The sequence below is a fragment of the Primorskyibacter aestuariivivens genome (assembly GCF_028023675.1).
Lineage (GTDB): Bacteria > Pseudomonadota > Alphaproteobacteria > Rhodobacterales > Rhodobacteraceae > Marinovum > Marinovum aestuariivivens.
The window spans coordinates 52,098-77,209 of sequence record NZ_JAQIOZ010000017.1 but is presented as its reverse complement, the minus strand read 5'-3'; the positions used below and the strand labels follow the sequence as shown (position 1 = coordinate 77,209).

Here is a 25,112-nt window from a genome sequence, read left to right as displayed (position 1 = left end):
CAAATGCAGATCAATCCAGAGAGTTTGAAACTACGACCTGTATACCGGCGGGTATGCCTTCAAGCAAATCTTGAGCAACCGATGACAGCCATTGTCGGGATCAAAGCGGTCCCAGCCATTGCAGCATTCAATTTGATCCATCGGTGCAAGGCACATCCAAACCCATCCTCTAACCGCTTGCTCCCCCCCGTCCCCATATCCTACAAGTCCCTGAACACATCCAAGGAGGCATCATGCGCCGCGTCGTCGTCACAGGACTGGGTATCGTTTCATCCATCGGCAACAATGCCGACGAGGTTCTGGCCTCGCTCAAGGCCGGGAAATCCGGCATCACCGCCAATGAGGCGATGGCCGAACACGGGTTCCGCAGCCAGATCGCCGGTGACATCAAGCTCAATGTCGCCGATCACGTGGACAAGCGCACGCTGCGTTTCATGGGGCCGGGGGCGGCCTATGCCTATATCGCCATGGGGCAGGCCATTGCCGATTCCGGGCTTGAAGAGGCGGATATCGTGAACCCGCGCACCGGGCTGGTCGCGGGCTCGGGTGGTCCCTCCACCTCCGCGATGCTGGCGGCGCATCAGACGGTGCTGAAATCGGGCAGCACGAAACGCATCGGGCCCTTTGCGGTGCCGAAAACCATGTGCTCGACCGTGTCGGCCAACCTGTCCACCGCCTACAAGATCAAGGGCATCAACTATTCCATCACCTCGGCCTGCTCGACCAGCCTGCACTGCATCGGCAACGCGGCAGAACAGATCATGATGGGCAAGCAGGACGTGATGTTTGCCGGCGGCGGCGAGGAGCTGGACTGGACGCTCTCCTGCCTGTTCGACGCGATGGGCGCGATGTCGTCGAAATATAATGACACGCCCGAGAAAGCCTCGCGTGCGTTCGACGCGGACCGCGATGGCTTTGTCATCGGCGGCGGCGGCGGCATCGTCGTGCTTGAGGAACTGGAGCGCGCCAAGGCGCGCGGCGCGAAAATCTATGCCGAGGTCACCGGCTACGGTGCCACCTCTGATGGTGCCGACATGGTCGCCCCCTCGGGCGAGGGCGGCGAACGGGCGATGCGCGTGGCGCTGTCCACCCTGAGCGACGACCGCAAAGTCAGCTATATCAACGCCCACGGCACCTCGACCCCGGTCGGCGATGTGGGCGAGATCGAAGCGGTGCGCCGGGTCTTTGGCGACGGCTCCACCCCGCCAGTCTCTTCGACCAAATCCATGACCGGCCACAGCCAGGGCGCCACCGGCGCGCAGGAAGCGATCTACTGCCTGCTGGCGCTGGAACATGATTTCATCATCCCCTCGATCAACGTGGACAATCTCGACCCCGCGCTGAAACCCGAGGAGATCGCCACATCGCTGGTGGAAAACGCAGGCCTCGACTCGGTGATGACGAATTCCTTCGGCTTCGGGGGCACCAACGGCTCGATGATCCTGTCGAAATATCGCGGGTGATCCGGGCGGCCGCTTGTTCCGCCACCCCATGAGAGCGCAGCCGAAGGACTGGTTCGAGCCCCAAGCGGACATCGACACGTTGTCCTTTGGCGTTTCTCGTCGGCGATCTTTGAAAGGGGAAAGTAGCACGTCTCGACGGGCGGGTTAGTCGGCAGAGCAACGATCTGTCGGGTAAGAATGTGGCATCGAATGACTCGAACCACAAACCATGCTATTATGGTGCCATCAATTTATTTGGAGGATTAAACAATGAAGCTTGCAGCTGCCGTTTTTACCTGTCTGATTGCTTCGCCGGCAGTCGGGTTCGAATGCCCCCAACACTTTTCCAAAGCGCAGGCGATGATCGACAAGGTCTCGGGCGAAATGGAAGGCATGATGGACATGATGTCACCGGAAGATATGGCGCTTGTTCATGCCTTGTTGGATGATGCGAAAATGCTCCTTTCGGGCGCCCATCATAACCATGAAAAGCCGCAGGGTGCCTATGATCATGCAAGATCGATCGCTAAGGCCGATGCCGCCCTCGGTTACGCAAGCGCGGCGGACATGCTCCATTTCAAATACATGGAAAAGTAGGCTCATTTGACGAACACGAGTTGTTGGGAGCGCGCCAGACCATGAAGACTGGTCGGTTGGCACAAGCTTTACCGAAACCGCTGCGTATTATGGTTATGTCCGCGCTATTTGGAGCAGCGGGCTCGCACGCCATGTCGCAAGATTTCAGGCCGCCCACGGGTATGGCAGCGGATGCTATTACCTTCGGAGCCGACCTGGACGCCGACGGTGACCCCGATGAGATCGAACTGAGACTCGAGATTATCGAGGTCGTTGAAGAGGTGGCGCCGGGCGAAGTGCTGTCTTTTTGGGTATTCTCTCCAGTCGCCGCCGGTATGACGCCAGTTGCCCGTCTTCCAAGCCCCACCATCCGCGTCGAACAGGGCGACCGTGTTCGCGTTGTGCTTGAGAACACGCATTACTTTCCGCATACAATCCACTTTCACGGTACGGTTCACGCGAATGCCATGGACGGCGTGCCCGAGATCACGCAGAAACCGACGCTTCCTGGCGAAAGCTTCACCTACGAATTCATCGCGCAGAACCCCGGAACTCATTTCTATCACTGCCACGTGCAGGCGGATGTCCATGTACGTATGGGCCTGGCCGGAATGTTCATTATTGAGCCGAACAGAGCGAACAACAATTTCGCGCCACTGGTCATCGGAGCCGGGGAAGTACCCGATTTATCGGCGGCCAGTGCCGAGACCTATGCAACGGAGCATTCGCTCGTCTATTCTGACGTGGACAGCGATCTGCACAGGCTTCCCCTGCAAGTTGCCGATCCGCGCGAGATCGAATGGCGGATGCACCGCGACTACGACAGCACAACCGCGAAACCCGATCTGTTTCTTTTGAATGGACGCTCGTTCCCGTTCACGCTTCTCGACACACCAATCGACGTCACAGTAGAGGGCAACGCGCTCTTGCGAGTCCTCAATGCCGGGGAACGGTTCATCAATCTACATACCCACGGGCATCATCCGGTGCTCAAAGCCCGCGATGGGATGAATCTCCCGGCGCAACCAGTGGTGAGCCGGGATACGTTCTCGATTGGAGCGGCCCAACGGCTCGATCTGGAGCTCAAAACGACCGCTGACGAAGCGTATTCGTCGGGTCCCGGCGTCTGGCTCATGCACGATCACACGGAAAAGACCGTATCCAACCGCGGGATCAACCCCGGCGGAGACATCACCACGATTATTTACGACGGGTTTCGGGACGAGAGTACGGGACTTCCGGACGTTCCGGGCGATCTGACGAAATTCTTCGATCCCGCGTATTACAGGGGCGAGGTGCCGGTGTTTCCGCCGGAGGTTTTCGGAACGTCGGCAGAGCGTTATTACGACGGCTGGTCAAAAGAAGACGACGGATCGCTTGATTATGCACGAAGGCCCGAACCCGCCAAGATCGATCAGATTCCCGACGTGCTGGCCTCGCATCGCGTCGTTGCCGACCGATGCGAAAGTGAAGCAAGAGGCAGCCGCCGCATTCTGATCCGTGGAGGTACACAATATGCACGCGCAGGCGAGGTTTTCGGGTTCGAGCCGCGCCGGATCGAGGTCGGCCGCTGTGAAGAGATCGAGCTGGTGTTTGCCAACTCGGATCAGGTTCGACACGCGCTCATGGTACCGGGACTGAACCCGATGGTGAGCGTCGAGTTTACAGGACCAGGCATGCAGCGCGTGAAGTTCCTCACACCGGACGAGGACGTTACATTAGAATTTCATTGCCACGTGGAAACGCATGAAAAGATGGGGATGGTTGGCCAGATCGTCGTTGGGACCGGAGGCGTGGAAAACCATTCGGCCGAGCACGACCAGACAGCCGCCCACGGTCCCTCCCGCGCCGAACGCTTCCATGGCACCGGAACAGTGATTTCCGTTGACGTTGGAAGGGGGCGTGTCGTCCTCGATCATGAGGAGGTCGAGGGCTTCATGGGCGCGATGACAATGAGTTTTGCCGTCGAACCAAGGGAACAACTCTTGGAACTACAGCCCGGAGCGGAGGTCGAGTTCGTCATCGATCCGAAGGCCCGGGCGATCGTGAGGATCGGGGCATCGCAGTCTGACTAACGCGGCCTCAGATTTCATCAGGATGCTCGAACATTTCTCTCAAAGTCAGTTGCAATTTCGATTGCATCGATATCCACCACGCGTCGTGCTGCGAGAGAAGGGCAGTTTTGCCCCGCGAACCCGACAACATCGCCTCCAGCTTGACCTCCCGCGCCAATCCGTTCAGGTATACCAAAACTCTCGGAGGGGCAGATGACACTTTCACTCAAGGGCAAGCGAGGCCTCATCATGGGCGTGGCCAATGAACGCTCCATCGCCTGGGGCATTGCCAAGGCGATGGCCGAGGCGGGGGCAGAGCTGGCCTTTACCTATCAGGGCGAGGCGTTCGGCAAACGGCTGGAGCCGCTGGCCGCCTCGGTGGGCAGTGATTTCATGGTCGATGTGGATGTGACCGACGATGCGTCGCTGGATGCTGCATTCGCGCAGCTGCAGTCGCGCTGGGACACGCTGGATTTTATCGTCCACGCCATTGCGTTTTCCGATAAGAACGAATTGCAGGGCAGGGTGCTCAATACGTCCCGCGAGAATTTCAAGAATTCGCTGGATATCTCCGCCTATTCCTTCATCGAGGTTGCCCGGCGCGCCCATCCGATGATGGTGGACAACGGCGGCACGCTTCTGACGCTGACCTATATGGGCTCGACCCGCGTGACGCCCAGCTACAACGTCATGGGTATCGCCAAGGCCGCTCTGGAAGCCTCGGTGCGTTATCTCGCCAATGATCTGGGTCCTGAGGGCATCCGCGTCAACGCCATTTCCCCCGGTCCGATGAAAACGCTGGCGGGGGCGGCCATTGGCGGCGCGCGCAAGACTTACAAGCACACCGACATGAATGCGCCGCTGCGCTCCAACGCGACATTGGAAGCGGTGGGCGGCACGGCGGTCTGGCTGGCCTCGGATGCAGGGGCCTGTACCACCGGTGAGATCGTGCGCGTCGATGGCGGTTTCCATGTGCTGGGCATGCCGCAATACGACAACCTCTGATCCGGCCCGCTGCCAACAGTTTGTTTCCTTGAAATGGCGCGCGGCCCCGGTCGTGCCGCCACATTTCCCCGGACGTGACGCCGCTTTGTCACGCCTTTGCCGTTTTTGAAGCGCAACCATAAGGGAAGTGGATGCAAACAGACGGCATGTGACCCATGACACCAGATCAAACCCTGAAAAACGCCATCATGAACCCCGATGGCACGGTGCCCAACATCGAGATCAAGGGCGCGCAAGACGCGGACGCCGAGGCCTCGCGCCTCAGGATCTGGACGATCCGGATGCTGCTCGTGGCCTCTGCCCTGCTGGTGGCGCGCGGCCTGATGCCCGGATCGGAGGTTCAGACCTTTGCCTCCAACGCCGGTGGCGCGCTGATCGACATGGTCGAACAACAGCGCGACGCCTGGGCACAAGCCGCGGCTGAGGACGCCAGGGCGATCCTCGCCGCCGAGTAAGGCACCGGACGCCATCACTTGACCGCTCACGCCGAGTGATCACCGCTGTGTGATCATCCCTTTCGGCACCTGTCCGAAATGCCCACATGTCTGGCATGACACGACAGGACAGCACACACCCGAATGTCCCCGGCGTCGACCAATCGGACAGGCAGGTCCCCGTGAATCTGCGGCAATCCGGACCGACACCGGTCCAGATGCTCATTTCAACCCGCATCCGGAAATCGCCGTTCTGGCATCTCTCGATCGAAGCGGGGTGCTGGCGCGCCGAAGTCTACAACCGCATGTATCATCCCCGCGCCTACAGTCGCCCCGAAGACGGCGGGGCGATGGCCGAATACCGTGCGCTGGTCAATCGCGTCACGCTCTGGAATGTGGCGGTGGAACGCCAGATCCGCGTCAAGGGTCCGGATGCAGAGGATTTCGTCAACACCGTCATCACCCGCGATGCCACCCGCATCGATCCCATGCATGGCAGATACTGTATCCTGTGCAACGACAGGGGCGGCATCCTGAATGACCCGGTGCTGCTGCGCCTGTCCGGGGACGAGTTCTGGTTCTCGGCCTCCGACAGCGACCTGATGCTCTGGTTGCAGGGGGTGAACACGCCGCGCCGTTGGGATGTGGAGATTGGCGAACTTGATGTCGCGCCGCTACAGGTGCAGGGTCCGCTCTCCGAGGCGCTGATGTCCGATCTCTTGGCGCGTGACCTTTCGGATATGCCCTATTACGGGTTGACCGAAGCGCGCATCGGCCAGGCTTCGGTGGTGATCTCCAAAACCGGGTTTTCCGGCGAACAAGGGTTTGAAATCTACGTCCGTGACGCCAGCCAGCACGCCGAAGAGGTCTGGTATGCGGTGCGCGGGATCGGTGCGCGCTATGGCCTGCGCGTCATTGCCCCGGCGCATCACCGCCGCATCGCTGCCGGCATTCTCAGCTGGGGGCAGGACATGGATGTGGAAACCTCGCCGTTTCAGGTCAATCTCGCCTATCAGGTGCCGCGCAAGAAAACTGCCGATTACATCGGCAAGGAAGCGCTTGAGGCGCAGCGCACCCGGATCGAGGCGGACGAGTATCCCTTTGCTCTGAAACTGGTGGGGATGACGCTGGGCGGCCAGCCGATCACCGATTACGCGCCGGATTTCTGGCTGATCCAGGACGAACAGGGGCGGCGCTGCGGCTATGTCACCTCGCCCTGGTATTCGCCCGAGCTGGAAACCAATATTGCGCTGGGTTACGTGCCTTACGCGCTGAGTGATATCGGCACCCGCCTTGCCGTGGAACTGCCCGAAACCTATGCCGATGAATCGGGCGAGCCAGTCCCCGCCGAGGTTGTCGACGTGCCTTTCGTGTCGTCGGAAAATCCGTCTGCCCGCGAACGGGCCAAGTCCCATGGGCGCGACAGCGCCGAGTGACAGGGCAACTGGAGCGGGTTCAGAACCACTGCCCCGGTTCCATCAACCCCAGATCCAGCAATTGCCTTGAATGCCATTCGAAGGGAACCGAATTGTGCCAGCGGAAGGTTGGGATATCAAAGGTTGACCCAGGGTTGCGCTTGAGCGCCTTGGCGGTGCGGAAGGACGCGACCGAGGCGCTCAGATTGTTGTGCCAGGGGCAGGAATAAGTGTTGTATTCCTCGTCCGTAAAGGTGTGATCCTCGCGCAGTTCCATCCCCTGCTTGGCCCGGAACAGCCCCACCCGGTCGATCTTGCGCCGGTGTTGCGGCACATGCTCCTCGAACCGCCAGCGCAGCCCACCAAAGAAATCGAGCTGCCGTTCCTTGGGGTAGTTGTGATTGTCCGGATCGGGCCGCGCCAGCGCGTAATATCCCGTCCGGTCGATATAGGCGCGTTCCAGCGACACCGCGTCGGGAAAGCGGTCGAGATCATCGGCATAAAGATCCACCACAAAGGTCAGCATCGCGTCGCGCCGTTCCTCGGTGTGAAAGGTGAGCATTTCGCCCACTGTGCGGGTTTCGCAAAACGGGTAGAACAGGAATTCCGCGTTATAGCAGTAATAAAGCCAGACTCCTTCGGGTGTGGCATTGTTAACGGCAGTCACAATCACGTCCATGCCGCCGTCGCGGGGCGAGCCATGGGTCACGCGATGCACCGTGTCCTCGACATCCCGGGGCAGTTTGAACGCGTCCGGCAGAAACGCCACCACCTGCCGAAAGGCCAGATGCTGGTGATGGCGCAGCGTCGTGGCCAGTTCCGTGTCATCCTCGCACAGGATGAGCGCTACAGGCCCCTTGGCCAGCACATCACGCCCACGCGTCACGAAATCCTTCAACGACGAAAACTGCATCTCTTGGCCCTGCCCATGGGGTTTTAGCCAGAATCGGTGAATTTTCTGTGCATTGCAAGCGGGCCGGGTTTTGATGTAGTCACGCGCCCTGAACCCGCCCAAGGAGTCTGTTCGATGTCCGCGCCCAAGAAGCTCTATATCAAGACCTATGGTTGCCAGATGAACGTCTATGACAGCGAACGCATGGTCGAGGCGCTGGGCGGGCAGGGCTATGTCGAGACCAAGACGCCTGATGATGCGGACATGATCCTGCTCAACACCTGTCACATCCGGGAAAAGGCGGCCGAAAAAGTCTATTCCGAACTGGGCCGCTACAAGGGGCTCAAGGCCGAGAAACCCGATCTGAAAATCGGCGTCGCCGGCTGCGTCGCCCAGGCAGAGGGCGAAGAGATCATGCGCCGCCAGCCGCTGGTCGATCTGGTGGTCGGCCCGCAAAGCTATCACCGCCTGCCCGAGATGGAGGCCAAGACGCGCGCGGGGGCCAAGGCGCTCGACACCGATTTCCCCGAAGAGGACAAGTTCGAACATCTGAAAAAGCGCCCCAAGGCCGCGCGCGGCCCGACCGCGTTCCTCACCGTGCAGGAAGGCTGCGACAAGTTCTGCGCCTTCTGCGTGGTGCCCTATACCCGGGGTGCCGAGGTGTCGCGCCCGGCGACACAGATCCTGACCGAGGCGCGCGATCTGGTTGAACGCGGCGTGCGTGAAATCACCCTGCTGGGCCAGAATGTGAACGCCTATCACGGCGCAGGCCCCAATGGGGATATGTCGCTGGCCGATCTGATCTGGGCGTTGAACGATGTGGACGGATTGGAACGCATCCGCTTTACCACCAGCCATCCCAATGACATGGCCGACGATCTTATTGCGGCACATGCAGAATGTGGAAAACTCATGCCCTATCTGCACCTGCCCGTGCAGGCCGGGTCTGACAAGATCCTCAAGCGCATGAACCGCTCGCATACGGCGGAGCAATATCTCAAACTCATCGAACGCCTGCGCGAAGCCCGCCCCGATCTGCACCTGTCGGGCGATTTCATCGTCGGTTTCCCGGAAGAGACCGAAGAGGATTTTCAGGCCACGATGGACCTGATCCGCGCGGTGCATTACGGCACCGCCTATTCGTTCAAATACTCCACCCGCCCCGGCACCCCCGCGGCGGAACGGGATCAGGTGCCCGAGGACGAAAAAGACGATCGTTTGCAAAGGCTTCAGGCGCTTCTTTCACAGCAGCAGCGCGAAACCCAGGACGCGATGGTCGGGCGCGAGGTCAAGGTGCTCTTCGAAAAGCCCGGACGGCTCGAAGGCCAGATGGTCGGCAAATCCGAATATCTGCACGCCGTTCACGTAGCCGACGCCGCCGCGCAAAAAGGCGATATTGCGCGGGTGCGCATCGTTGAAAGCGGGCCGAACTCGCTCAAGGGCGTGCTGGCATAATTCTCAGCGGTTGTGACGCCTGTGAGAGTTGGCGTCGCGGTAGATCGCCTGCATCGTCGCCCTCAGGGAACCGGGATTGTTCACCAGCGTCGGGTCACGGCAAACCCGCTCGGCAATGGCATGGGCATTCGGGTAATCATAGCCCGCCTGCACAAGCGTATCGATAAAAACCGGGTTGGGCCGGTCCCAGATCACCTCTTGCCACGGCCCGCGATAACAACTGACCACGATGGTCACGCTCCCGGCGGAATGACTGCCGTAATTTTTGTGATGATGACCCTTGCCCCCGGCCATCACAGGCGCGGCAAGGGCTGCGAAAAGCGCGGCACCGATCAAGGCTCGTTTCATGTTTCTCTCCAGTTGGCTGTCATGGCGTGCAACACCTGTGAGGCCTGTTCATCCGTCACCCGATGCACCGGTCTGCCTGCCAGATTAACCCGCCGTTAACACTTTCCAAAGCGCAATCCAGAATTGTTGCGGTTCTGGCCTCAATGCGAACAATTTCAGGCGATTGTTGTCGCAAACTTGGGTAGTGCGACTGCCCCCTAATGCGGTGAGAAAAAATACTCACACGAGTTTTGAGCGCTAACGCATTGAAATCACGACATGCTTCAGGGCTGTGGATAACCGCCCACGCATCCGCATTTGCGGAATGCCTGCCAAGTCCCCGCAATTAATCGCTTTTTTCCTTCAAAGTGGGGGCATGTTTGCTAAACTGTTGAATACAAAATGAGTTACGAGCCTGCTGTACCGATTCTCTTTGGTTCTCTATGGCGTGGCTTGCTGGGGGAAACTGTTAATAAGGGACAGACGCTGTGGGGAAATCTTTCACCAAAACCTGTCGTGCTGCCGTCGCGGGACTTGCTGCCGCCGTGACGCTCACGTTCGGATCGGCCGCCGCTGCCGAAGGGGCCTCCGATGGGGCCGTATACGGATCGCCGATCCTGTCGACACAATCGCGTACCATCGTGGGCGAACAATATATTCCGGGAATCTGGGTTGATCCCGATGGCTGCGAACACTGGGTCATGGATGACGGGGTCGAAGGTTACATGACCCCGCATACGAACCGACAGGGCATCCCGGTCTGCCGCCGGGGCAATGTCTGCGGCGTGATGAATTCGGACCAGTTCTTTGCAACTGACAAATATTACATCAGCCGTCAGGGCAAGGCCCGCCTGGCCGAGTTCTTCCGCTCCGCCTCTGCCACCGCCTTTATCATCACCGGCCACACCGACAGCCGCGCTTCGGACGAATACAATATGCGTCTGAGCTACAACCGCGCCAATGCGGTGGCTGCCGTCGGGAAATCCGTGGGTGCCCGGATCGTGGATGTGCGCGGCTATGGCGAACGCCAGCCCGTGGCCTCCAACCGGACCCATGACGGCATGGCGCGCAACCGTCGCGTCGAAATCATCTGCATTCGCTGAACCTGGGAGCGATCGACATGAAATTCATCAAACCGATTCTGGCTGTTTCCACAGCCATGGCGCTTTCCGGGTGTCTTGGATCCGTGGGCCCCGACAAAAGCGTGGACCGTGGCATCGATGCCAAGGATCTGAGCCAGCTCAAGGCCGGCATCTGGATCGACCCGAATGGCTGTGACCACTGGATCATCGACGACGGGGTCGAGGGCTATCTCTCCGCCCGTCTCGACAAATACGGCAAGCCGGTCTGTTCCGGCACGGCACCGCCGACCATCGCCACCGGCGATTTCAAGGGCGGCTCCACGGCGATCATCGGCGACCCGCTCTGATCGCATGCCACATGCACAACACATCAGCGCCGCGGTTTCAAACCCGCGGCGCTTTTGTTTCAACCGGGTGACATTGCGGCGCGCACCCTTGCCAAGCGCGCCATGCTCGGTCAGCCTGCTTCCATAGACCTTTCAGGGAGACCGCATTTTTGTCCGCACCGATTCTCGCCGACCCCGCGACGCCAGACACGCTCCAGGAAACGGTTCTGGAATTCCCCGACAACCGGCTGCTCATAGACCTGTGCGGCGAATATGATCGTAACCTCGCCGAGATCGAAAAACGTCTGACCGTGCAGATCCTGCGCCGGGGCAACCAGTTGGCCGTGATGGGCGAGCCGCCCGCGCGGCAGGAAGCGGCAGAGCTGCTGGCCTCGCTCTATGAACGGCTGGAGGCGGGCCGCAGCGTCGAATCGGGCGATATCGACCGCGAATTGCGCATGGGTACGCCCGAGACCGGCGCCCGCGACGGCGATCAGCTTGACATGTTTCCCTCGGGCCAGGTCGAGATCAAGACCCGCAAGAAACTGGTCGAGCCGCGCACCGAGGCGCAGAAATCCTATGTCCGCAGCCTCTTTGAAAACGAACTGGCCTTTGGCATCGGCCCGGCCGGTACGGGCAAGACCTATCTTGCGGTAGCGGTGGGCGTGAACATGTTCATCAACGGCCATGTGGACCGCATCATCCTGTCCCGCCCCGCGGTCGAGGCGGGTGAAAAGCTCGGCTACCTGCCCGGCGACATGAAGGACAAGGTCGATCCCTACATGCAGCCGCTCTATGACGCGCTGAACGATTTCCTGCCTGCCAAGCAGCTGGGCAAGCTGATCGAGGAGAAAAAGATCGAAATCGCCCCGCTCGCCTTCATGCGCGGCCGCACGCTGGCCAATGCCTTCGTGGTGCTGGACGAGGCTCAGAACGCCACCTCCATGCAGATGAAGATGTTCCTGACCCGGCTGGGCGAGGGGAGCCGCATGGTCATCACCGGCGACCGGACCCAGATCGACCTGCCGCGCGGCGTGGCCTCTGGCCTGGCCGATGCCGAGCGGCTCTTGAACCGCATCCCCAACATCGCCTTCAACTATTTCACAGCCAAAGACGTGGTCCGCCACCCGCTGGTCGCCGCCATCATCGAAGCCTATGAGAAAGACGCCGAAAGCCCTTGACCGGCCCGCTGGTTGGCGCGATTGATCCTTCTTCTGTTTGAAAATACCTCGGGGGAGTCCCGCAGGGACGGGGGCAGCGCCCCCAAAAAGGCCGGATCACATGCTCACCGACACGATCATCCAAGACACCCGCTGGCAACAGGCCGGGCTGGAGACGCTGGCCGACACCGCCGCAATCGCTACGCTGGCCCATCTCGGTCTGAACCCTGCCCACTTTGAAATCGCCGTTCTCGCCTGTGACGATGCCCGCATCGCCACGCTCAACGCCGATTTCCGCGGCAAGCCCAACCCCACCAATGTGCTGTCATGGCCCGAAGAAGACCTGTCCGCCGACAGCGACGGCGACAGGCCCCACGCGCCCGATCCCGGGACCCCGGACGACCCCCAGCCGCTCGGTGACATCGCCATCGCCTTTGACACCTGCACCCGCGAAGCGCATGACCAGGGCAAGCCCTTTGTGGACCATGTGACGCATCTGGTCGTTCATGGGGTGTTACATCTCTTGGGTTATGACCATATCCGTGACAAGGATGCCACTTTGATGGAAGCGCATGAACGTGTCATACTTGGCAAACTGGGCCTTTCAGACCCATATGAGTGAGTACCCGGGCCGTTTGGGCCCTCATGAGACAGGACAATGGACGACATAGACCCCTCTTCTACGGCAGCGCGAAGCGCGCTGACTGAACACAGTCCCCCCGAAAAATCCGGATTCTTCCGTCGCATCGTCACGGCCCTTTCGCCGTCCGATCCCGATGAAGACGGGCAGAGCGAGAACCCTGCCGCGCCTGATCCGCGTAGCACCCATGGCATGATGAACCTGCGCCGCATGCGGGTCGAGGATGTGGCCGTGCCCAAGGCCGACATCGTGTCCGTGCCGGTGACCATCACGCGCGATGACCTGGTCGAGATGTTCCGCGAAAGCGGTCTGACCCGCCTGCCGGTCTATAACGGCACGCTCGATACCCCCGTGGGCATGGTCCATCTCAAGGACTTTGCCCTGAAACACGGGTTCAACGGCACCAATGGCGGCAAGGGCGGGCGCTTTTCGCTCAAGGCGATGCTGCGCCCCTTGCTCTTTGTGCCGCCGTCGATGCCGATCGGCGTACTGCTGACCAAAATGCAGGCCGAACGCCGCCACATGGCGCTGGTCATTGACGAATATGGCGGGGTGGACGGGCTTGTCACCATCGAGGACCTGATCGAACAGGTGATCGGCGAGATCGAGGATGAGCACGACATCGGCGAGGACAAGTACTGGACCGAGGAAAAGCCGGGCTGCTACCTGGCGCTGGCCAAGACCCCGCTGGAAGAGTTCCAGTCCGAGATCGGCATGGACCTGACCGCCACCGACGAGGTGGACGAGGAAGAGATCGACACGCTGGGCGGGCTGGTCTTCATGCTGGCCGGTCACGTGCCCGCGCGCGGCGAGATGGTGCCGCATCCCGAAGGGCCGGAGTTTGAAGTGGTCGATGCCGACCCGCGCCGGATCAAGCGCCTGCGCGTGCGGCTGCACGGCGAAAGCGCGGCCAAGGCCACCCCGGCGCTGCATGGCGAATGACACCGGTCCCGGCGCGGCGCTGAAAACGCCCGTTCTGGCGGGGCTTGCAGGGGCGGTCACGGCGCTGGGCCAAGCGCCCTTTGGCTGGGCGCTTCCTGGCTTTGCCGCGCTGATCGTCCTTTTGGGTATGCTGGGCGCGGAACGGTTGACCCCGCGTCGCGCGGCCCTGCTGGGCTGGCTGGCAGGTCTCGGATATTTCGCGACCGCGCTGCACTGGATCGTCGAACCTTTCCTGATCGAGCCCGAGCTTTACGGCTGGCTCGCGCCCTTTGGCCTGATCGGGCTGGCGGGCGGGCTGGCGTTGTTCTGGGCGGCGGCGCTCTGGGCCGCGCAGCGCGCGGGTGGCGGCGTCTGGCGCGTGGCCATTGCGCTGGCGCTGGCGGAACTGGCGCGGGGCCATGTGTTCACCGGCTTTCCCTGGGCGTTGGTGGGCTACACCTGGTCTGAGACCGTGCTGGCACAGTGGGCGGCGCTGATCGGCCCCTATGGGCTGACGCTGCTGACGCTTCTCATGGCGGCGCTGCCGGTCTGGCTCTGGACGCGTCTGCGCGCCGCGCCCATGGTACTCCGCGCGGGGGCCGCGCTGGGTCTGTCCGGCGGGTTGGGCCTCGCCTGCCTGTTCGTGGCGGTCTCGCTCGCCGCGCGCGACCTGCCCGCCGCGCCCGATGCCCCGATCCTGCGTCTGGTCCAGCCCAACGCGCCTCAGGACCAGAAATGGGATCCGGACATGATCCCGGTCTTTTTCAATCGGATGGTGGCCTATTCCGCCGCGCCCGGGGATCCGGACCTGATCATCTGGCCCGAAAGCGCGGTGCCGGTGCTGCTGGAAGACGCCGCTCCGACGCTGGGCTATATCTCGGACGAGGCGGGGCAGGTGCCGCTTGTGCTGGGCATCCAGCGCTCCGAGGGGGATGATTTCTACAATTCCGCCACGCTGGTCGATGCCTCTGGCCAGTCGGTGCAGGTCTATGACAAGCATCACCTCGTCCCCTTTGGCGAATATATGCCCTTTCCGGCGTTCTGGCAGCGCCTCGGCATCACCGGTCTCGCCGCGCGGGTCGACACCGGCTATTCCGCCGGTCCCGGACCGCAGATCATGGACCTTGGGGTTGCCACCGCGATCCCGCTGATCTGTTACGAAGCGGTGTTTCCGGCCTATGCCCGCACCGCGCCGCGCCCCGACATGCTCTTGCAACTGACCAATGACGCGTGGTTCGGCAAGTTTTCCGGCCCCTACCAGCATCTCGCCCAGGCCCGGATGCGGGCGATTGAATCCGGCCTGCCCATGGTGCGTGTGGCCAATACCGGGGTCTCGGCGGTGATCGACGCCAAGGGCCGCATCACCCACGCGCTGCCGCTGGGTGAGGCAGGCTTTGTCGATGCGCCCTTGCCGCCCGCACTGCCTGCCACGCCCTATGCCCAGATGGGCGAATGGCCCACGGGTCTGTTGCTGTTTTTTCTCGCCGTGGCCGCAATCTGGCCCCTTTCGCGCAATAGGCATTGACCGCAACACCGGTGCGGCATAGCTCCGGGGAGATAACAAAACGGGCGTCACAACGGCTTCCTGGCGTGACGCTGACAACCCAATGGAGCACTTCCCATGGCGAGACAGAACTACATTTTCACTTCGGAATCCGTTTCCGAAGGCCACCCGGACAAGGTCTGCGACCGTATTTCCGACGCGGTGCTCGACGCGCTGCTCGCCGAGGATCCGCTGGCCCGCGTGGCCTGCGAAGCCTTTGCAACCACCGATCGCGTGGTGATCGGCGGTGAGGTCGGGCTGACCGATCAGGCCAAGCTCGCCGAATATATGGAGCGCATCCCGGACATCGCGCGGGAATGCATTCGCGACATCGGCTATGAGCAGGACAAGTTCCATTGGCAGACCTGCGAGATCACCAATCTCCTGCATGAACAATCCGCCCATATCGCCCAGGGCGTGACCGGCGAACGCGGCGATGAAGGGGCAGGGGACCAGGGCATCATGTTCGGCTACGCCACGAACGAGACCGAGATGCTCATGCCCGCGCCGATCCTCTATTCCCACGCCATCCTTCGGCGGCTGGCCGAGGTGCGTAAATCCGGTGCCGAGCCGACCCTTGGGCCCGACGCCAAGAGCCAGGTGTCCCTGCGCTACGAGAATGGCAAACCGGTCGAGGTGACGTCCATCGTGCTCTCGACACAGCACGCTCACGAAAGCCAGACCCAGGCCGATATCCGCGCCATCGTAGAGCCCTATATCCGCGAAGTGCTTCCGCCCGAGTTCCTGACCGAGCGCACCGAATGGTGGATCAACCCGACCGGCACCTTTGTCATCGGCGGCCCCGACGGCGATGCGGGTCTGACAGGCCGCAAGATCATCGTTGACACCTATGGCGGGGCCGCACCCCATGGCGGCGGCGCGTTTTCCGGCAAGGACCCGACCAAGGTGGACCGTTCGGCGGCTTATGCCGCGCGCTATCTGGCGAAAAATGTGGTGGCCGCCGGACTGGCCGAACGCTGCACCCTCCAGCTGTCCTATGCCATCGGCGTGGCCCGGCCGTTGTCGATCTATTGTGACACCCACGGCACGGGCGAGGTGGACGACGCCGCCATCGAGGCGGCGATCCCCAAGGTCATGGACCTGACCCCGCGCGGCATCCGCACGCATCTGGACCTGAACAAGCCGATCTATCAGCGCACGGCGGCTTACGGCCATTTTGGCCGCGCGCCCGAGGCCGATGGCGGGTTCAGCTGGGAGCGCGATGATCTGGTTGAGGCGCTGAAAAAGGCGGTCTGAGCGCCAGTTCCTGATTTCGCCGCGGGCAGGCCCGCGTCGACCGGCCGGGGGCTTTGCCCCCGGACCCCCAAGGTATTTGTAAACAGAAGAAGATCAGGATCGGGAGAGACCTGGCCCGGTGTCACACCAGTTGCAGGCGCGAATAAACCGCCGCTTCGGCATTGACCCGGCCCGCGCCATATTGGTCGGAATGGCCATTGGCGTCGTAGTTGCCACCCGCCGCGTCGATCTTGACCGCCGTTTCCTGCAGCGCCTGCACCACCTCGTCTCCGCGCATCATCGGGTCCACGGCCAGCACCAGCGCCGCCGCACCCGCCGCGCCGGGACAGGCGCTGGAGGTGCCGCCAAAGCTTTCGGTGAAGTTGCCGCCCGGTCCGGATTGCTGGTTGTAGCCATTCGACCCGCTCCGGTCGGTGGTCCAGATGCCCGGAGTCAGCGGTTCGGGTGAGCCGCCAAAGGCAAAGGTGTTGGAGGGAAAGGCGATGTCGATGGCGTCGCCAAAGTCGGAATAGACCGAGCGCACGCCCCGGTCATCGCAGGCGGCCACCGCCGTCACACCGGGGAAAGAGGCCCAGCCGTCAAGGTCCACGCTTTCATTGCCATTGCCCGCCGCCCAGCAGACCACACAGCCGCGCCCCTGCCGCCCGGTATGCAGCGCGGCCTCCAGCGCCAGCGCGGTGTTGTCCGAGATCGGAGCCTCAAAATTGTGGCGCGGGTCGTTCGGGTCGAACCATTTGCCATCGACCGGGCCCCAGGAACAGGAGATCACATCAGCGCCTTTCTCAACCGCCCACATGATCGCGTCGCTTTCGTCAATACCGCCGAGACCCGAGCGCAACCGAATGGGCATAAGCGCCGCATCCGGGGCCACCCCTGCCGCGCCGGCAATCCCCGCGGCACAGGCCACCCCGGCACAGGCCGTGCCGTGATTGTCGCCTGCATTCTTTGGCCGCGCATCGGCGACGCGTTCGGTGAAATCGAACTCGGACACGATCTTGCCCGGCGTGGCAAATTCCGGATGCCCGGTATCGACCCCGTCATCGATCACGGCGATGGTCACGCCCTTGCCCCGGCTCGCGGTCCAGGCCCCGTCCACCTCGGCGCTTTGTTCGATGAGCCGCCCGTCGATCACCCGTTTGCCCAGATGCCATTGCTGCGGATAGACGCCCCGGAACCCGCGTTCGCGCAGGAATTCGGGATGACAGCGGTCCACTTCGCTGCGCCGGACGATCTCCATCGACAGATCAAAGATATCCTTGCCCACGGTCTTGCGCGGGGCCAGCAGATAGGCGTGCCGCGCCACGGTCAGCCGCCGCGCCACGTGCCAGTTGTCGCCCAGCGCGCTCAGCATTTCGCGGGCATGGGCATCGCTGGCGTCGGGCTGCAGGGCCACGAACATCTTCTCGGTATAGGCAATCGTCTCGTTCGTGCCTTCAAGCTTGAGCGCCGATCCCGCGAATTCGAACTGGTCCTCATCCTTGAGCTGCGCTTTCATCTCTTCGGCCCCGAACTCGTCGGATTGCAGAAAGGCGATATGCGCGCCGTCGAATTGCAGCGCCTGCGCGGCCTTGCCCATCATCGAACGGGCGTTCTTGCTCAACGCCGATTTCAGGATCGGCCCCCGGCTCACGGTGCGCACCGCAATGCGGCTCTCGCTGGTGCCGACACTGATTTCCCTGCCGCGTTCCCCGCCCAACATCATACGCATGACGATCTCCTCTCAATATGGTTCTCTGAAAATTCGATTTAATGTAGAGTAGTGGGATCGAGACCCCACCGGTGAAAATATGACAATGATTGTATCAGAAAAATTCGTTGTCGTTAAGGTTGCCAAATCGGACCGTAACGCAGCCGGTGACATGCCTGATGATGCGGTGCTGGAAATCACCGATGGCGGCGAGACCTATGCCATTGTACCGGCGGGCACCGGGCGCGAGGCGATGGGCGCGGCGCTGGAGGACCCCGACACCGGCGAGCTTGCCATTCCCACCGCGCGTCTTACCCTGCGCGCGCCCTTGGGCGATGCCGGGGTGCGCGCCGAACTGGAAAAGGCCGGGGCGAGGATCATCCGGGATTATGGCCGGGGCGGCATGGTCGAGGCCCCCGACGAGGCGGCGGCGCGCGCGCTCTCCGAGGCGTTGGAGAAACTCCCCGAGGTGCAAAGCGCCAGCCAGCAGATCCTGCGCCCGCGCGCCTTCAAGCGCTGAGGCCCGTTGCGCAAACCGGTCACCCCGGCTAAACCGCGCGCCATGACTGATAAACATCCCTCCGGTGCGCCCTGGCGCAATTTCTATGGTCGTTTCAAAGGCAAGGGCCTGCGCAAATCGCAGGAGCGCTATCTTGACGAGGACCTGGCGAAACTGTCGCCCGGCCCGGTGGATTGGGACGTGAACCCCGAGCGCGCGCCGCTTAATCTCGACGCGCTGTTCGGCGGGCGCGAGGTCTGGCTTGAGGTGGGGTTTGGCGGCGGCGAGCATCTGGTGCATCAGGCCGCCAACAACCCCGATATCGGCATCATCGGGGCTGAGCCTTATATCAACGGCGTCGCCATGCTTCTGGGCAAGGTGCGTGACGCGGGGGTCGATAACCTGCGCATCCATCCCGGCGATGCGCGCGATCTCTTTGACGTGCTGCCCGCCCGGTCCCTGTCCAAGGCGTTTCTGCTTTACCCTGATCCATGGCCCAAGACACGCCACCACCGGCGTCGTTTTGTGACGCCGGAGCATCTGGAGCCTTTGGCGGAAAAGCTGAAACCGGGGGCGGAGTTCCGCGTGGCCACGGATATTCCCGACTATGTGCGCCAGACGCTGGAACAGGTGCCGCGCCACGGGTTCGAATGGCTGGCGGAGCGGCCCGCGGATTGGCGGGAGCCCTGGGGCGACTGGATCTCCACGCGCTATGAGCAAAAGGCCCTGCGCGAGGGGCGGGTGCCGCATTACCTGACGTTTCGCAGGCTTTGAAAATCGCTCGTTGTTCCTGATTTCGTCGCGGCTGCGCCGCGCCGACCCGCTGGAGGGGTTTTACCCCTCCAGACCTCCCCAAGGTATTTGTAAACAGAAGAAGATCAGGATCGATCTCAGCGCCGAAGCGTCGGAGACCTGTGCGAAGGCCGAGGAGGCAGCGGCCCCTTGTTGCTGACCCGTATGGACCCCTGCCAAACCCCTTGCTACAAGCGCTGCGAACGCTAACGAAGGAAGCTCCATAATGTCCGGCCACGGCACTCCCATTCCGATGATTTCCACCGCCTGCGGCCCGCTCAAGGGCGTGGCCGATGTGCCGGGGGACAAGTCGATCTCGCATCGCTCGTTGATCCTTGGTGCGATGGCGGTGGGCGAGACTGTGGTGACCGGCTTGCTCGAAGGCGAGGACGTGCTGGACACCGCCAAGGCAATGCGCGCCTTCGGGGCCGAGGTGACGCGTGACGAAGATGGCACATGGCATGTGCATGGCGTCGGCGTGGGCGGCTTTTCCGAACCCGATCAGGTGGTCGATTGCGGCAATTCCGGCACCGGCGTGCGGCTGATCATGGGGGCGGCGGCGACGACGCCGATCGCGGTCACCTACACTGGCGACGCCAGCCTCAACAAACGCCCGATGGCGCGGGTCACCGATCCGCTGGCGCTGTTCGGATGTCAGGCTGTCGGCCGGTCGGGCGGGCGGCTGCCGATGACGCTGGTCGGCGCGGAAGACCCGGTGCCGGTGCGTTACACCGTGCCGGTGCCTTCGGCGCAGGTGAAATCCGCCGTGCTGCTGGCCGGGCTGAACGCGCCGGGTCAGACCGTGGTGATCGAGAAAGAGGCCACCCGCGATCATACCGAACGGATGCTGGCGGGGTTCGGGGCCGAGATCACGACCCAAGACACGGAGGAAGGCCGGGTGATCACCCTCACCGGGCGGCCCGAACTGAAGCCCCAGACGATTGCCGTGCCGCGCGATCCCAGTTCCGCCGCCTTTCCGGTCTGTGCGGCGCTGATCACGCCGGGCTCGGACGTGCTGATCCCCGGTATCGGGCTGAACCCGACGCGGGCCGGGCTGTTCTATACGCTGCAGGACATGGGTGCTGACCTGACCTTTGAGAATATGCGTGAAGAGGGCGGCGAGCCGGTGGCGGACCTGCGCGCGAAATACTCGCCCGACATGAAGGGCATCGACGTGCCGCCCGAGCGCGCGGCCAGCATGATCGACGAATACCCGGTGCTGTCGGTCGTGGCGGCCAATGCCACGGGCGTGACCAACATGACCGGTGTCAAGGAATTGCGGGTCAAGGAAAGCGACCGGATCGAGGCCATGGCCAGCGGGCTGCGCGCCTGTGGCGTGACGGTCGAGGACGGGCCGGACTGGTGGCGCGTAAGTGGCATGGGGCCGGGGAACGTGCCGGGCGGCGCAACCTGTGCCAGCCATCTCGACCACCGCATCGCCATGTCCTTCATGGTGCTGGGCATGTCCACGAAAGACCCTGTGCGCGTCGATGACGGCCAGCCCATCGCCACCTCTTTCCCGATTTTCGAGCCGCTGATGGCAGAACTGGGCGCGGATATCCGGCGCGAGGGTTGAGCCATGCGGCGCGCGGGCCTGATGCGCGTCTTTCAGGTCAGCCTGCTGCTGACTGCGCTGATCTACGGGGTCATGGTGGCATGGTCGCTGCCACGGATCGCGGTTGATACGGGCGGTTTGCGCCCGTTCGACCTGCGCCCCATGGGCTATGATACCGCGGCGGCGCGGGCGTTTCTTGATGCTCTGAGCGTCGAGGGGCGGCGGTTTTACCTTGGCACGCAGCATATGCTGGACGCGGCCTATCCGCCGCTCTTGGCGGTGACGCTCTGTCTGGCGGCGGTGCTGTGGCTGCCGCGCCGGTTGATCCTTGCCGTTGCGGTGGCGGCACTGGTGGGCATGGCGGCGGATCTGCTGGAAAACCGTGCTGTTGCGGCGATGCTGAGCGCTGCTCCTGTTGAGGCGACGGCGGAGCAGATCGCGCGGGCCAGCCGTTTCACAATCGTCAAATCGGGTGCCACCACGCTGGCCATGATGCTATTGCTGATCGGCGGGGTATGGCGTTGGCGGCGGGGCTGAGGCTTGTGTCCTGCGGGCGCAGTTGAGATAACCCGGACAGGGCGACAGGGGCGGGCGGCATGACAGACCGGGCAGGCATGGACGATGGCAACGGCGCGCGCCGCGGGGTGGCGCTGTCATGATCCCGCCTTGGGTCATTGCGCTTCTGGCGCTGGGCACGGCGGCGCTTTTTGCGGCCATGGGCGCGATTTCGTGGGTGCACCTGATGCCGGACGGCGCGTTGATCCTTGACGCTCGGTGGACGGGGTACACGGCCAGCGACGTGGCCACATATTTCATGGCGCTTGGGCCGCTGGGCATCTCGAAATATGCCGGGCCGCTGCATGTGCTCGATACGGTGTTTCCGGCGATGCTGGCGATCACACTGGCCGCCTGTGTGCTGCGCGCCTCACGGCCATGGCGGCAATGGACGCGGCTGCTTTTGCTGGTTGCCCCTGCCGGTTACGCTGTGATCGATTACGGGGAAAACGCGCTGGTGGCGGAGTTGCTCAGAAATTGGCAGGGGCCGCTTGATCCGGCGACAGTGATGCTGGCCAGCCGTTTCACGGTGACGAAATACGTGCTGCTGGGGGCAACAGTGGCCATTTGGCTGGGGCTGATGCTCGGGCGAAGGAAAGGATAAGCATGGCATTCACAATCGCGGTGGACGGACCGGCGGCATCGGGCAAGGGCACGATTTCCAAGGCATTGGCGCGGGAGCTGGGCTTTGCCCATCTCGATACCGGGCTACTCTATCGCGCGGTGGGGCGCAAGGTGCTGGACGGGGTGGACCCGCTTGAGGCCGCACAGGCTCTGCTGGCCGAGGATCTGGAGAATGACGCGCTGCGCACGCCCGAGGTGGCGCAGGCCGCCTCCAAGGTGGCGGTGCTGGGCGATGTGCGCGCGGCGCTCGTGGATTTTCAACGCGCCTTTGCCCGCCGCGCGGGCGGGGCGGTGCTGGACGGGCGCGACATCGGCACGGTGATCTGCCCCGAGGCCGAGGTGAAGCTGTTCGTCACGGCCAGCGCCGAGGTGCGGGCCGAACGGCGGTTCCGGGAGTTGAGCGAAAAAGGCATCGAGACCAGCTTTGACGAAGTTCTGGCCGATGTGCGCGCCCGGGACGAACGCGACATGGGCCGGGCCGAGGCTCCGTTGAAGCCCGCGGAGGACGCGGTGCATATTGATACGTCACGGCTGGATGTCGACGCGGCATTTCAGGCGGCGCTTGCCGCGGTGCGCGAAAAACAGGAGGCGCAGTCATGAAAACCCGTCAGATCGCAGGGGTTGAGATGTCCGCCATGGGCGTGGGCGCCATGTCATTCGCCAATTTTTACGGCCCCACGAGTGATGAAAACTCATGGGCCATTCTCGATGCCGCGCTGGAGGCGGGGGTGACCCATATCGACACCGCCAATGTCTATGGCATGGGCCGCTCGGAGGACGCAATCGGGGCGTTTCTGCGTGACCGCCCCGAGGCGCGCGACATCTTTCACATCGCCACCAAGGCCGCGATCACCCGTAATGCCGATGGGGTGCGATATTTCGACAATTCGCTGGCGCATCTTGAGGCGGAGCTGGACAAGAGCCTGAGCCGCCTCGGGACTGACTGTGTCGATCTGTTCTATGTGCATCGCCGCGAAAGCACCCGTCCCATCGAGGAGGTGACCGAGAGCCTTGCTGCGCTGGTGGCCAAGGGCAAGACCCGGGCGTTCGGCTTTTCCGAGATCGCGCCCAGCTCCCTGCGTCGCGCGGCGGCTGTGCATCCGGTGGCGGCGGTGCAGTCGGAATATTCGCTGTCGACCCGCGCGCCGGAACTGGGGCTGGTGCAGGAATGCGCGCGGCTGGGCACGGCGCTGGTCGCCTTTTCGCCGGTCGGGCGCAGTCTGTTGACCGATCACCCGATTGAGGCATCCCGCGTGCCGGATCTGGAATGGCTCTGCGAAAACCCCCGGTTCCTCTCGCCCGATTACGAGGCGAATATCGCCGCCACGGACCGGTTCCGCGCGTTGGCGGCGGACATGGGCGAACCGGCGGCGGCGCTGGCGATTGCCTGGACGCTTGCGCAAGGCGATCACGTGATCCCGATCCCCGGGACCCGGTCGGTCAGCCATTTCCGTGAATGTGTGCGCGGAGCCGAGATCGACCTGTCGGCGGATGATCTCGCCCGGATCGAAGCGGTTCTGCCGCTGGGCTGGGCGCATGGGGATCGCTACAGCGTGGGGCAATGGGTGGGGCCGGAACGGTTCTGCTAGTGGCCTGACCCAAGCTCCGTCCACCCGGACCGCAATTGCCTTTTCCTTGATCATTCGCCAATCAGGCGGGCACGCCCCGGGCTGAATATCACTCATTGCCGGGCGCATTGAAAAAATTATGCAATGAAACGCAGGTTCGTGATATATATATAAATCCGTAGTTCTTTTTAATTCGTGATTTTTTCAAGTCTTTGAGTGCCAGATTTGAAAAGCGCGCATGGATCTGTATATATTTCACTTGCTGAACCAATTCGCCGGAGAATGGGCTTTTCTGGATCGGGTGCTGGTTCACCTTGCATCCAATGAATTGTTCAAATCGGCTCCTTTGGTCTGTTTGATCTGGGGGCTGTGGTTTGCCAGGCGGACGACCCGAGACATGCGTGCCAGGCTTTTCGCGGGCATGCTGGGTGCTCTGGCGGCGCTGATCATCGTCCGGCTGATGTCTGCATTTTTTCCGCACCGGGACAGGCCCGTGCATACGCGCGACTTCGAGATGAATATGCCGGTCGATCTTGATGTCGGCGGGCTGTCGGGGTGGAACGCCTTTCCGTCTGACCACGCGGCATTGCTGTTCAGTCTCGCCATTGTGGTTTTTTCGGTGCATCGCGGCTGGGGCTACCTGGCTATGTTGCATGCCTTTGTGTTTGGCGCGGTGTTGCGGGTCTATCTCGGGCTGCATTGGCCGCTGGATGTGGTGGGGGGAGCGGTTGTCGGGGCCGTTGCGGTGGCGGCGATGCAAATGTTCTATGCGCCGCGCATTGCCCATGCCGACCCGCCAATTTGGGACCGGCATCGGGCGGTGTTTTATACTGCCGCCTTTTTCGTTGCCTACCAGATCGCCAATCTGTTTACCGCGACGCGTTGGTTCCTCGAAGCCTTCGCCACGGCGATCGGCTACTGAAAGGACGCCAACCGCATGGTCCACATGGCTTGGGCCACCGGCGGCGCTGGGACCGGGTGGCGTTTGCAATCTGCTGTGTATTGTCAAGAAAACGGCGGCCGCCGAAGCTGGATCGGTTTCCGGGAGTGGTGATCCCGGCCCATTGGGGCGTCGCCCCGCTCTTCGCGCAAATCACAAGCCCCCGAACGGGGAGGGTGATCCGGTTTTCATGTGCTAGCGGGAGAAAGTGTGCCGTAAATTGCCTTCCGGGTCGTAAAGCCTGCGTGCGGTGGCGGGCAGGGCTGAAAGCAAGGGGGACAGGCCGGAAGGGCGCTGCGCCAACAGCGGGCGGGGATGTGCCCATCCCCCTTGCAAACCGCCTTCCATGGGCCTATACCGCCC

At 62.6% G+C, this 25,112-nt stretch carries 25 protein-coding genes and 1 riboswitch; of the genes, 22 read left to right on the top strand and 3 right to left on the bottom strand.

What is annotated here, in order from left to right:
• Positions 1–233: 233 nt before the first annotated feature.
• The 6 genes from fabB (at position 234) to PGB28_RS16355 (ending at position 6,947) form a co-directional block, all read left to right on the top strand.
• A complete protein-coding gene (fabB, locus tag PGB28_RS16380) occupies positions 234–1,463 on the top strand; it encodes a beta-ketoacyl-ACP synthase I (protein WP_271422603.1) in 1,230 nt (409 codons plus the stop codon).
• A gap of 249 nt (positions 1,464–1,712) precedes the next feature.
• Positions 1,713–2,039: a hypothetical protein gene (locus tag PGB28_RS16375; protein WP_271422602.1), complete on the top strand. Its 327-nt coding sequence runs from the start codon at positions 1,713–1,715 to the stop codon at positions 2,037–2,039.
• Between the two features lie 41 nt (positions 2,040–2,080).
• A complete protein-coding gene (locus PGB28_RS16370; protein ID WP_271422601.1) occupies positions 2,081–4,093 on the top strand; it encodes a multicopper oxidase domain-containing protein in 2,013 nt (670 codons plus the stop codon).
• A gap of 192 nt (positions 4,094–4,285) precedes the next feature.
• Positions 4,286–5,077 carry an enoyl-ACP reductase FabI gene (locus tag PGB28_RS16365; protein WP_271422600.1) on the top strand — a complete coding sequence of 264 codons (792 nt, stop codon included), beginning with the start codon at positions 4,286–4,288 and terminating at the stop codon, positions 5,075–5,077.
• A gap of 155 nt (positions 5,078–5,232) precedes the next feature.
• Positions 5,233–5,532 (top strand): hypothetical protein, encoded by a 300-nt coding sequence (locus PGB28_RS16360; RefSeq protein WP_271422599.1) that lies wholly within the window; start codon positions 5,233–5,235, stop codon positions 5,530–5,532.
• Between the two features lie 95 nt (positions 5,533–5,627).
• The gene (locus tag PGB28_RS16355; RefSeq protein WP_271422598.1) at positions 5,628–6,947 is read left to right on the top strand and encodes an aminomethyltransferase family protein; all 1,320 of its coding nucleotides are present in this window, start codon (positions 5,628–5,630) and stop codon (positions 6,945–6,947) included.
• Between the two features lie 19 nt (positions 6,948–6,966).
• Here PGB28_RS16355 and PGB28_RS16350 read toward each other — a convergent pair whose 3' ends face one another.
• On the bottom strand, positions 6,967–7,839 hold the full coding sequence (locus PGB28_RS16350; protein ID WP_271422597.1) for a hypothetical protein: 873 nt from the start codon (positions 7,837–7,839) through the stop codon (positions 6,967–6,969).
• Between the two features lie 114 nt (positions 7,840–7,953).
• Between PGB28_RS16350 and miaB the strand changes: the two genes are divergently transcribed.
• Positions 7,954–9,273, top strand: coding sequence for a tRNA (N6-isopentenyl adenosine(37)-C2)-methylthiotransferase MiaB (gene miaB / locus PGB28_RS16345; RefSeq protein WP_271422596.1), 1,320 nt, complete (start codon positions 7,954–7,956; stop codon positions 9,271–9,273).
• 3 nt (positions 9,274–9,276) lie between these two features.
• On the opposite strand, the gene PGB28_RS16340 is transcribed toward miaB, so the two are convergent.
• On the bottom strand, positions 9,277–9,621 hold the full coding sequence (locus PGB28_RS16340; protein WP_271422595.1) for a hypothetical protein: 345 nt from the start codon (positions 9,619–9,621) through the stop codon (positions 9,277–9,279).
• 467 nt (positions 9,622–10,088) lie between these two features.
• Here PGB28_RS16340 and PGB28_RS16335 point away from each other — a divergent pair, with 467 nt between their 5' ends.
• From PGB28_RS16335 to metK, 7 genes are all read left to right on the top strand, one after another.
• On the top strand, positions 10,089–10,703 hold the full coding sequence (locus PGB28_RS16335) for an OmpA family protein (protein WP_408636269.1): 615 nt from the start codon (positions 10,089–10,091) through the stop codon (positions 10,701–10,703).
• A 17-nt stretch (positions 10,704–10,720) separates the two neighbouring features.
• Positions 10,721–11,029, top strand: coding sequence for a hypothetical protein (locus PGB28_RS16330; RefSeq protein WP_271422594.1), 309 nt, complete (start codon positions 10,721–10,723; stop codon positions 11,027–11,029).
• A 149-nt stretch (positions 11,030–11,178) separates the two neighbouring features.
• Entirely contained in the window at positions 11,179–12,189 is a 1,011-nt protein-coding gene (locus PGB28_RS16325) for a PhoH family protein (protein WP_271422593.1), read from the top strand.
• Between the two features lie 100 nt (positions 12,190–12,289).
• Positions 12,290–12,790 carry an rRNA maturation RNase YbeY gene (gene ybeY / locus PGB28_RS16320; RefSeq protein WP_271422592.1) on the top strand — a complete coding sequence of 167 codons (501 nt, stop codon included), beginning with the start codon at positions 12,290–12,292 and terminating at the stop codon, positions 12,788–12,790.
• 36 nt (positions 12,791–12,826) lie between these two features.
• Positions 12,827–13,750, top strand: coding sequence for a hemolysin family protein (locus PGB28_RS16315; RefSeq protein ID WP_271422591.1), 924 nt, complete (start codon positions 12,827–12,829; stop codon positions 13,748–13,750).
• The gene (gene lnt / locus PGB28_RS16310; RefSeq protein ID WP_271422590.1) at positions 13,740–15,254 is read left to right on the top strand and encodes an apolipoprotein N-acyltransferase; all 1,515 of its coding nucleotides are present in this window, start codon (positions 13,740–13,742) and stop codon (positions 15,252–15,254) included. Before PGB28_RS16315 ends, lnt begins: the two co-directional genes overlap by 11 nt.
• A 41-nt stretch (positions 15,255–15,295) precedes the next feature.
• Positions 15,296–15,344, top strand: a riboswitch (SAM-SAH riboswitch).
• A 6-nt stretch (positions 15,345–15,350) separates the two neighbouring features.
• A complete protein-coding gene (gene metK, locus PGB28_RS16305; RefSeq protein ID WP_271422589.1) occupies positions 15,351–16,529 on the top strand; it encodes a methionine adenosyltransferase in 1,179 nt (392 codons plus the stop codon).
• A 121-nt stretch (positions 16,530–16,650) separates the two neighbouring features.
• On the opposite strand, the gene PGB28_RS16300 is transcribed toward metK, so the two are convergent.
• Positions 16,651–18,237 carry a S8 family serine peptidase gene (locus PGB28_RS16300; protein ID WP_271422588.1) on the bottom strand — a complete coding sequence of 529 codons (1,587 nt, stop codon included), beginning with the start codon at positions 18,235–18,237 and terminating at the stop codon, positions 16,651–16,653.
• A 79-nt stretch (positions 18,238–18,316) separates the two neighbouring features.
• Between PGB28_RS16300 and PGB28_RS16295 the strand changes: the two genes are divergently transcribed.
• The 8 genes from PGB28_RS16295 to PGB28_RS16260 all read left to right on the top strand — a co-directional run bounded on the left by PGB28_RS16295 (position 18,317) and on the right by PGB28_RS16260 (position 24,731).
• Positions 18,317–18,736 carry a hypothetical protein gene (locus PGB28_RS16295; RefSeq protein WP_271422587.1) on the top strand — a complete coding sequence of 140 codons (420 nt, stop codon included), beginning with the start codon at positions 18,317–18,319 and terminating at the stop codon, positions 18,734–18,736.
• 42 nt (positions 18,737–18,778) lie between these two features.
• Positions 18,779–19,489, top strand: coding sequence for a tRNA (guanine(46)-N(7))-methyltransferase TrmB (gene trmB / locus PGB28_RS16290; RefSeq protein WP_271422586.1), 711 nt, complete (start codon positions 18,779–18,781; stop codon positions 19,487–19,489).
• Between the two features lie 244 nt (positions 19,490–19,733).
• Complete coding sequence (gene aroA, locus PGB28_RS16285) at positions 19,734–21,083, top strand: 3-phosphoshikimate 1-carboxyvinyltransferase (protein WP_271422585.1); 1,350 nt, start codon at positions 19,734–19,736, stop codon at positions 21,081–21,083.
• A gap of 3 nt (positions 21,084–21,086) precedes the next feature.
• Positions 21,087–21,599 carry a hypothetical protein gene (locus PGB28_RS16280; RefSeq protein ID WP_271422584.1) on the top strand — a complete coding sequence of 171 codons (513 nt, stop codon included), beginning with the start codon at positions 21,087–21,089 and terminating at the stop codon, positions 21,597–21,599.
• Between the two features lie 118 nt (positions 21,600–21,717).
• Entirely contained in the window at positions 21,718–22,221 is a 504-nt protein-coding gene (locus tag PGB28_RS16275; protein WP_271422583.1) for a hypothetical protein, read from the top strand.
• 2 nt (positions 22,222–22,223) lie between these two features.
• Positions 22,224–22,841: a (d)CMP kinase gene (gene cmk, locus PGB28_RS16270; RefSeq protein ID WP_271422582.1), complete on the top strand. Its 618-nt coding sequence runs from the start codon at positions 22,224–22,226 to the stop codon at positions 22,839–22,841.
• Positions 22,838–23,830, top strand: a complete 993-nt coding sequence (locus PGB28_RS16265; protein WP_271422581.1) for an aldo/keto reductase — start codon at positions 22,838–22,840, stop codon at positions 23,828–23,830. Before cmk ends, PGB28_RS16265 begins: the two co-directional genes overlap by 4 nt.
• A gap of 217 nt (positions 23,831–24,047) precedes the next feature.
• Positions 24,048–24,731, top strand: coding sequence for a phosphatase PAP2 family protein (locus PGB28_RS16260; RefSeq protein ID WP_271422580.1), 684 nt, complete (start codon positions 24,048–24,050; stop codon positions 24,729–24,731).
• The last annotated feature ends 381 nt before the right edge of the window (positions 24,732–25,112 follow it).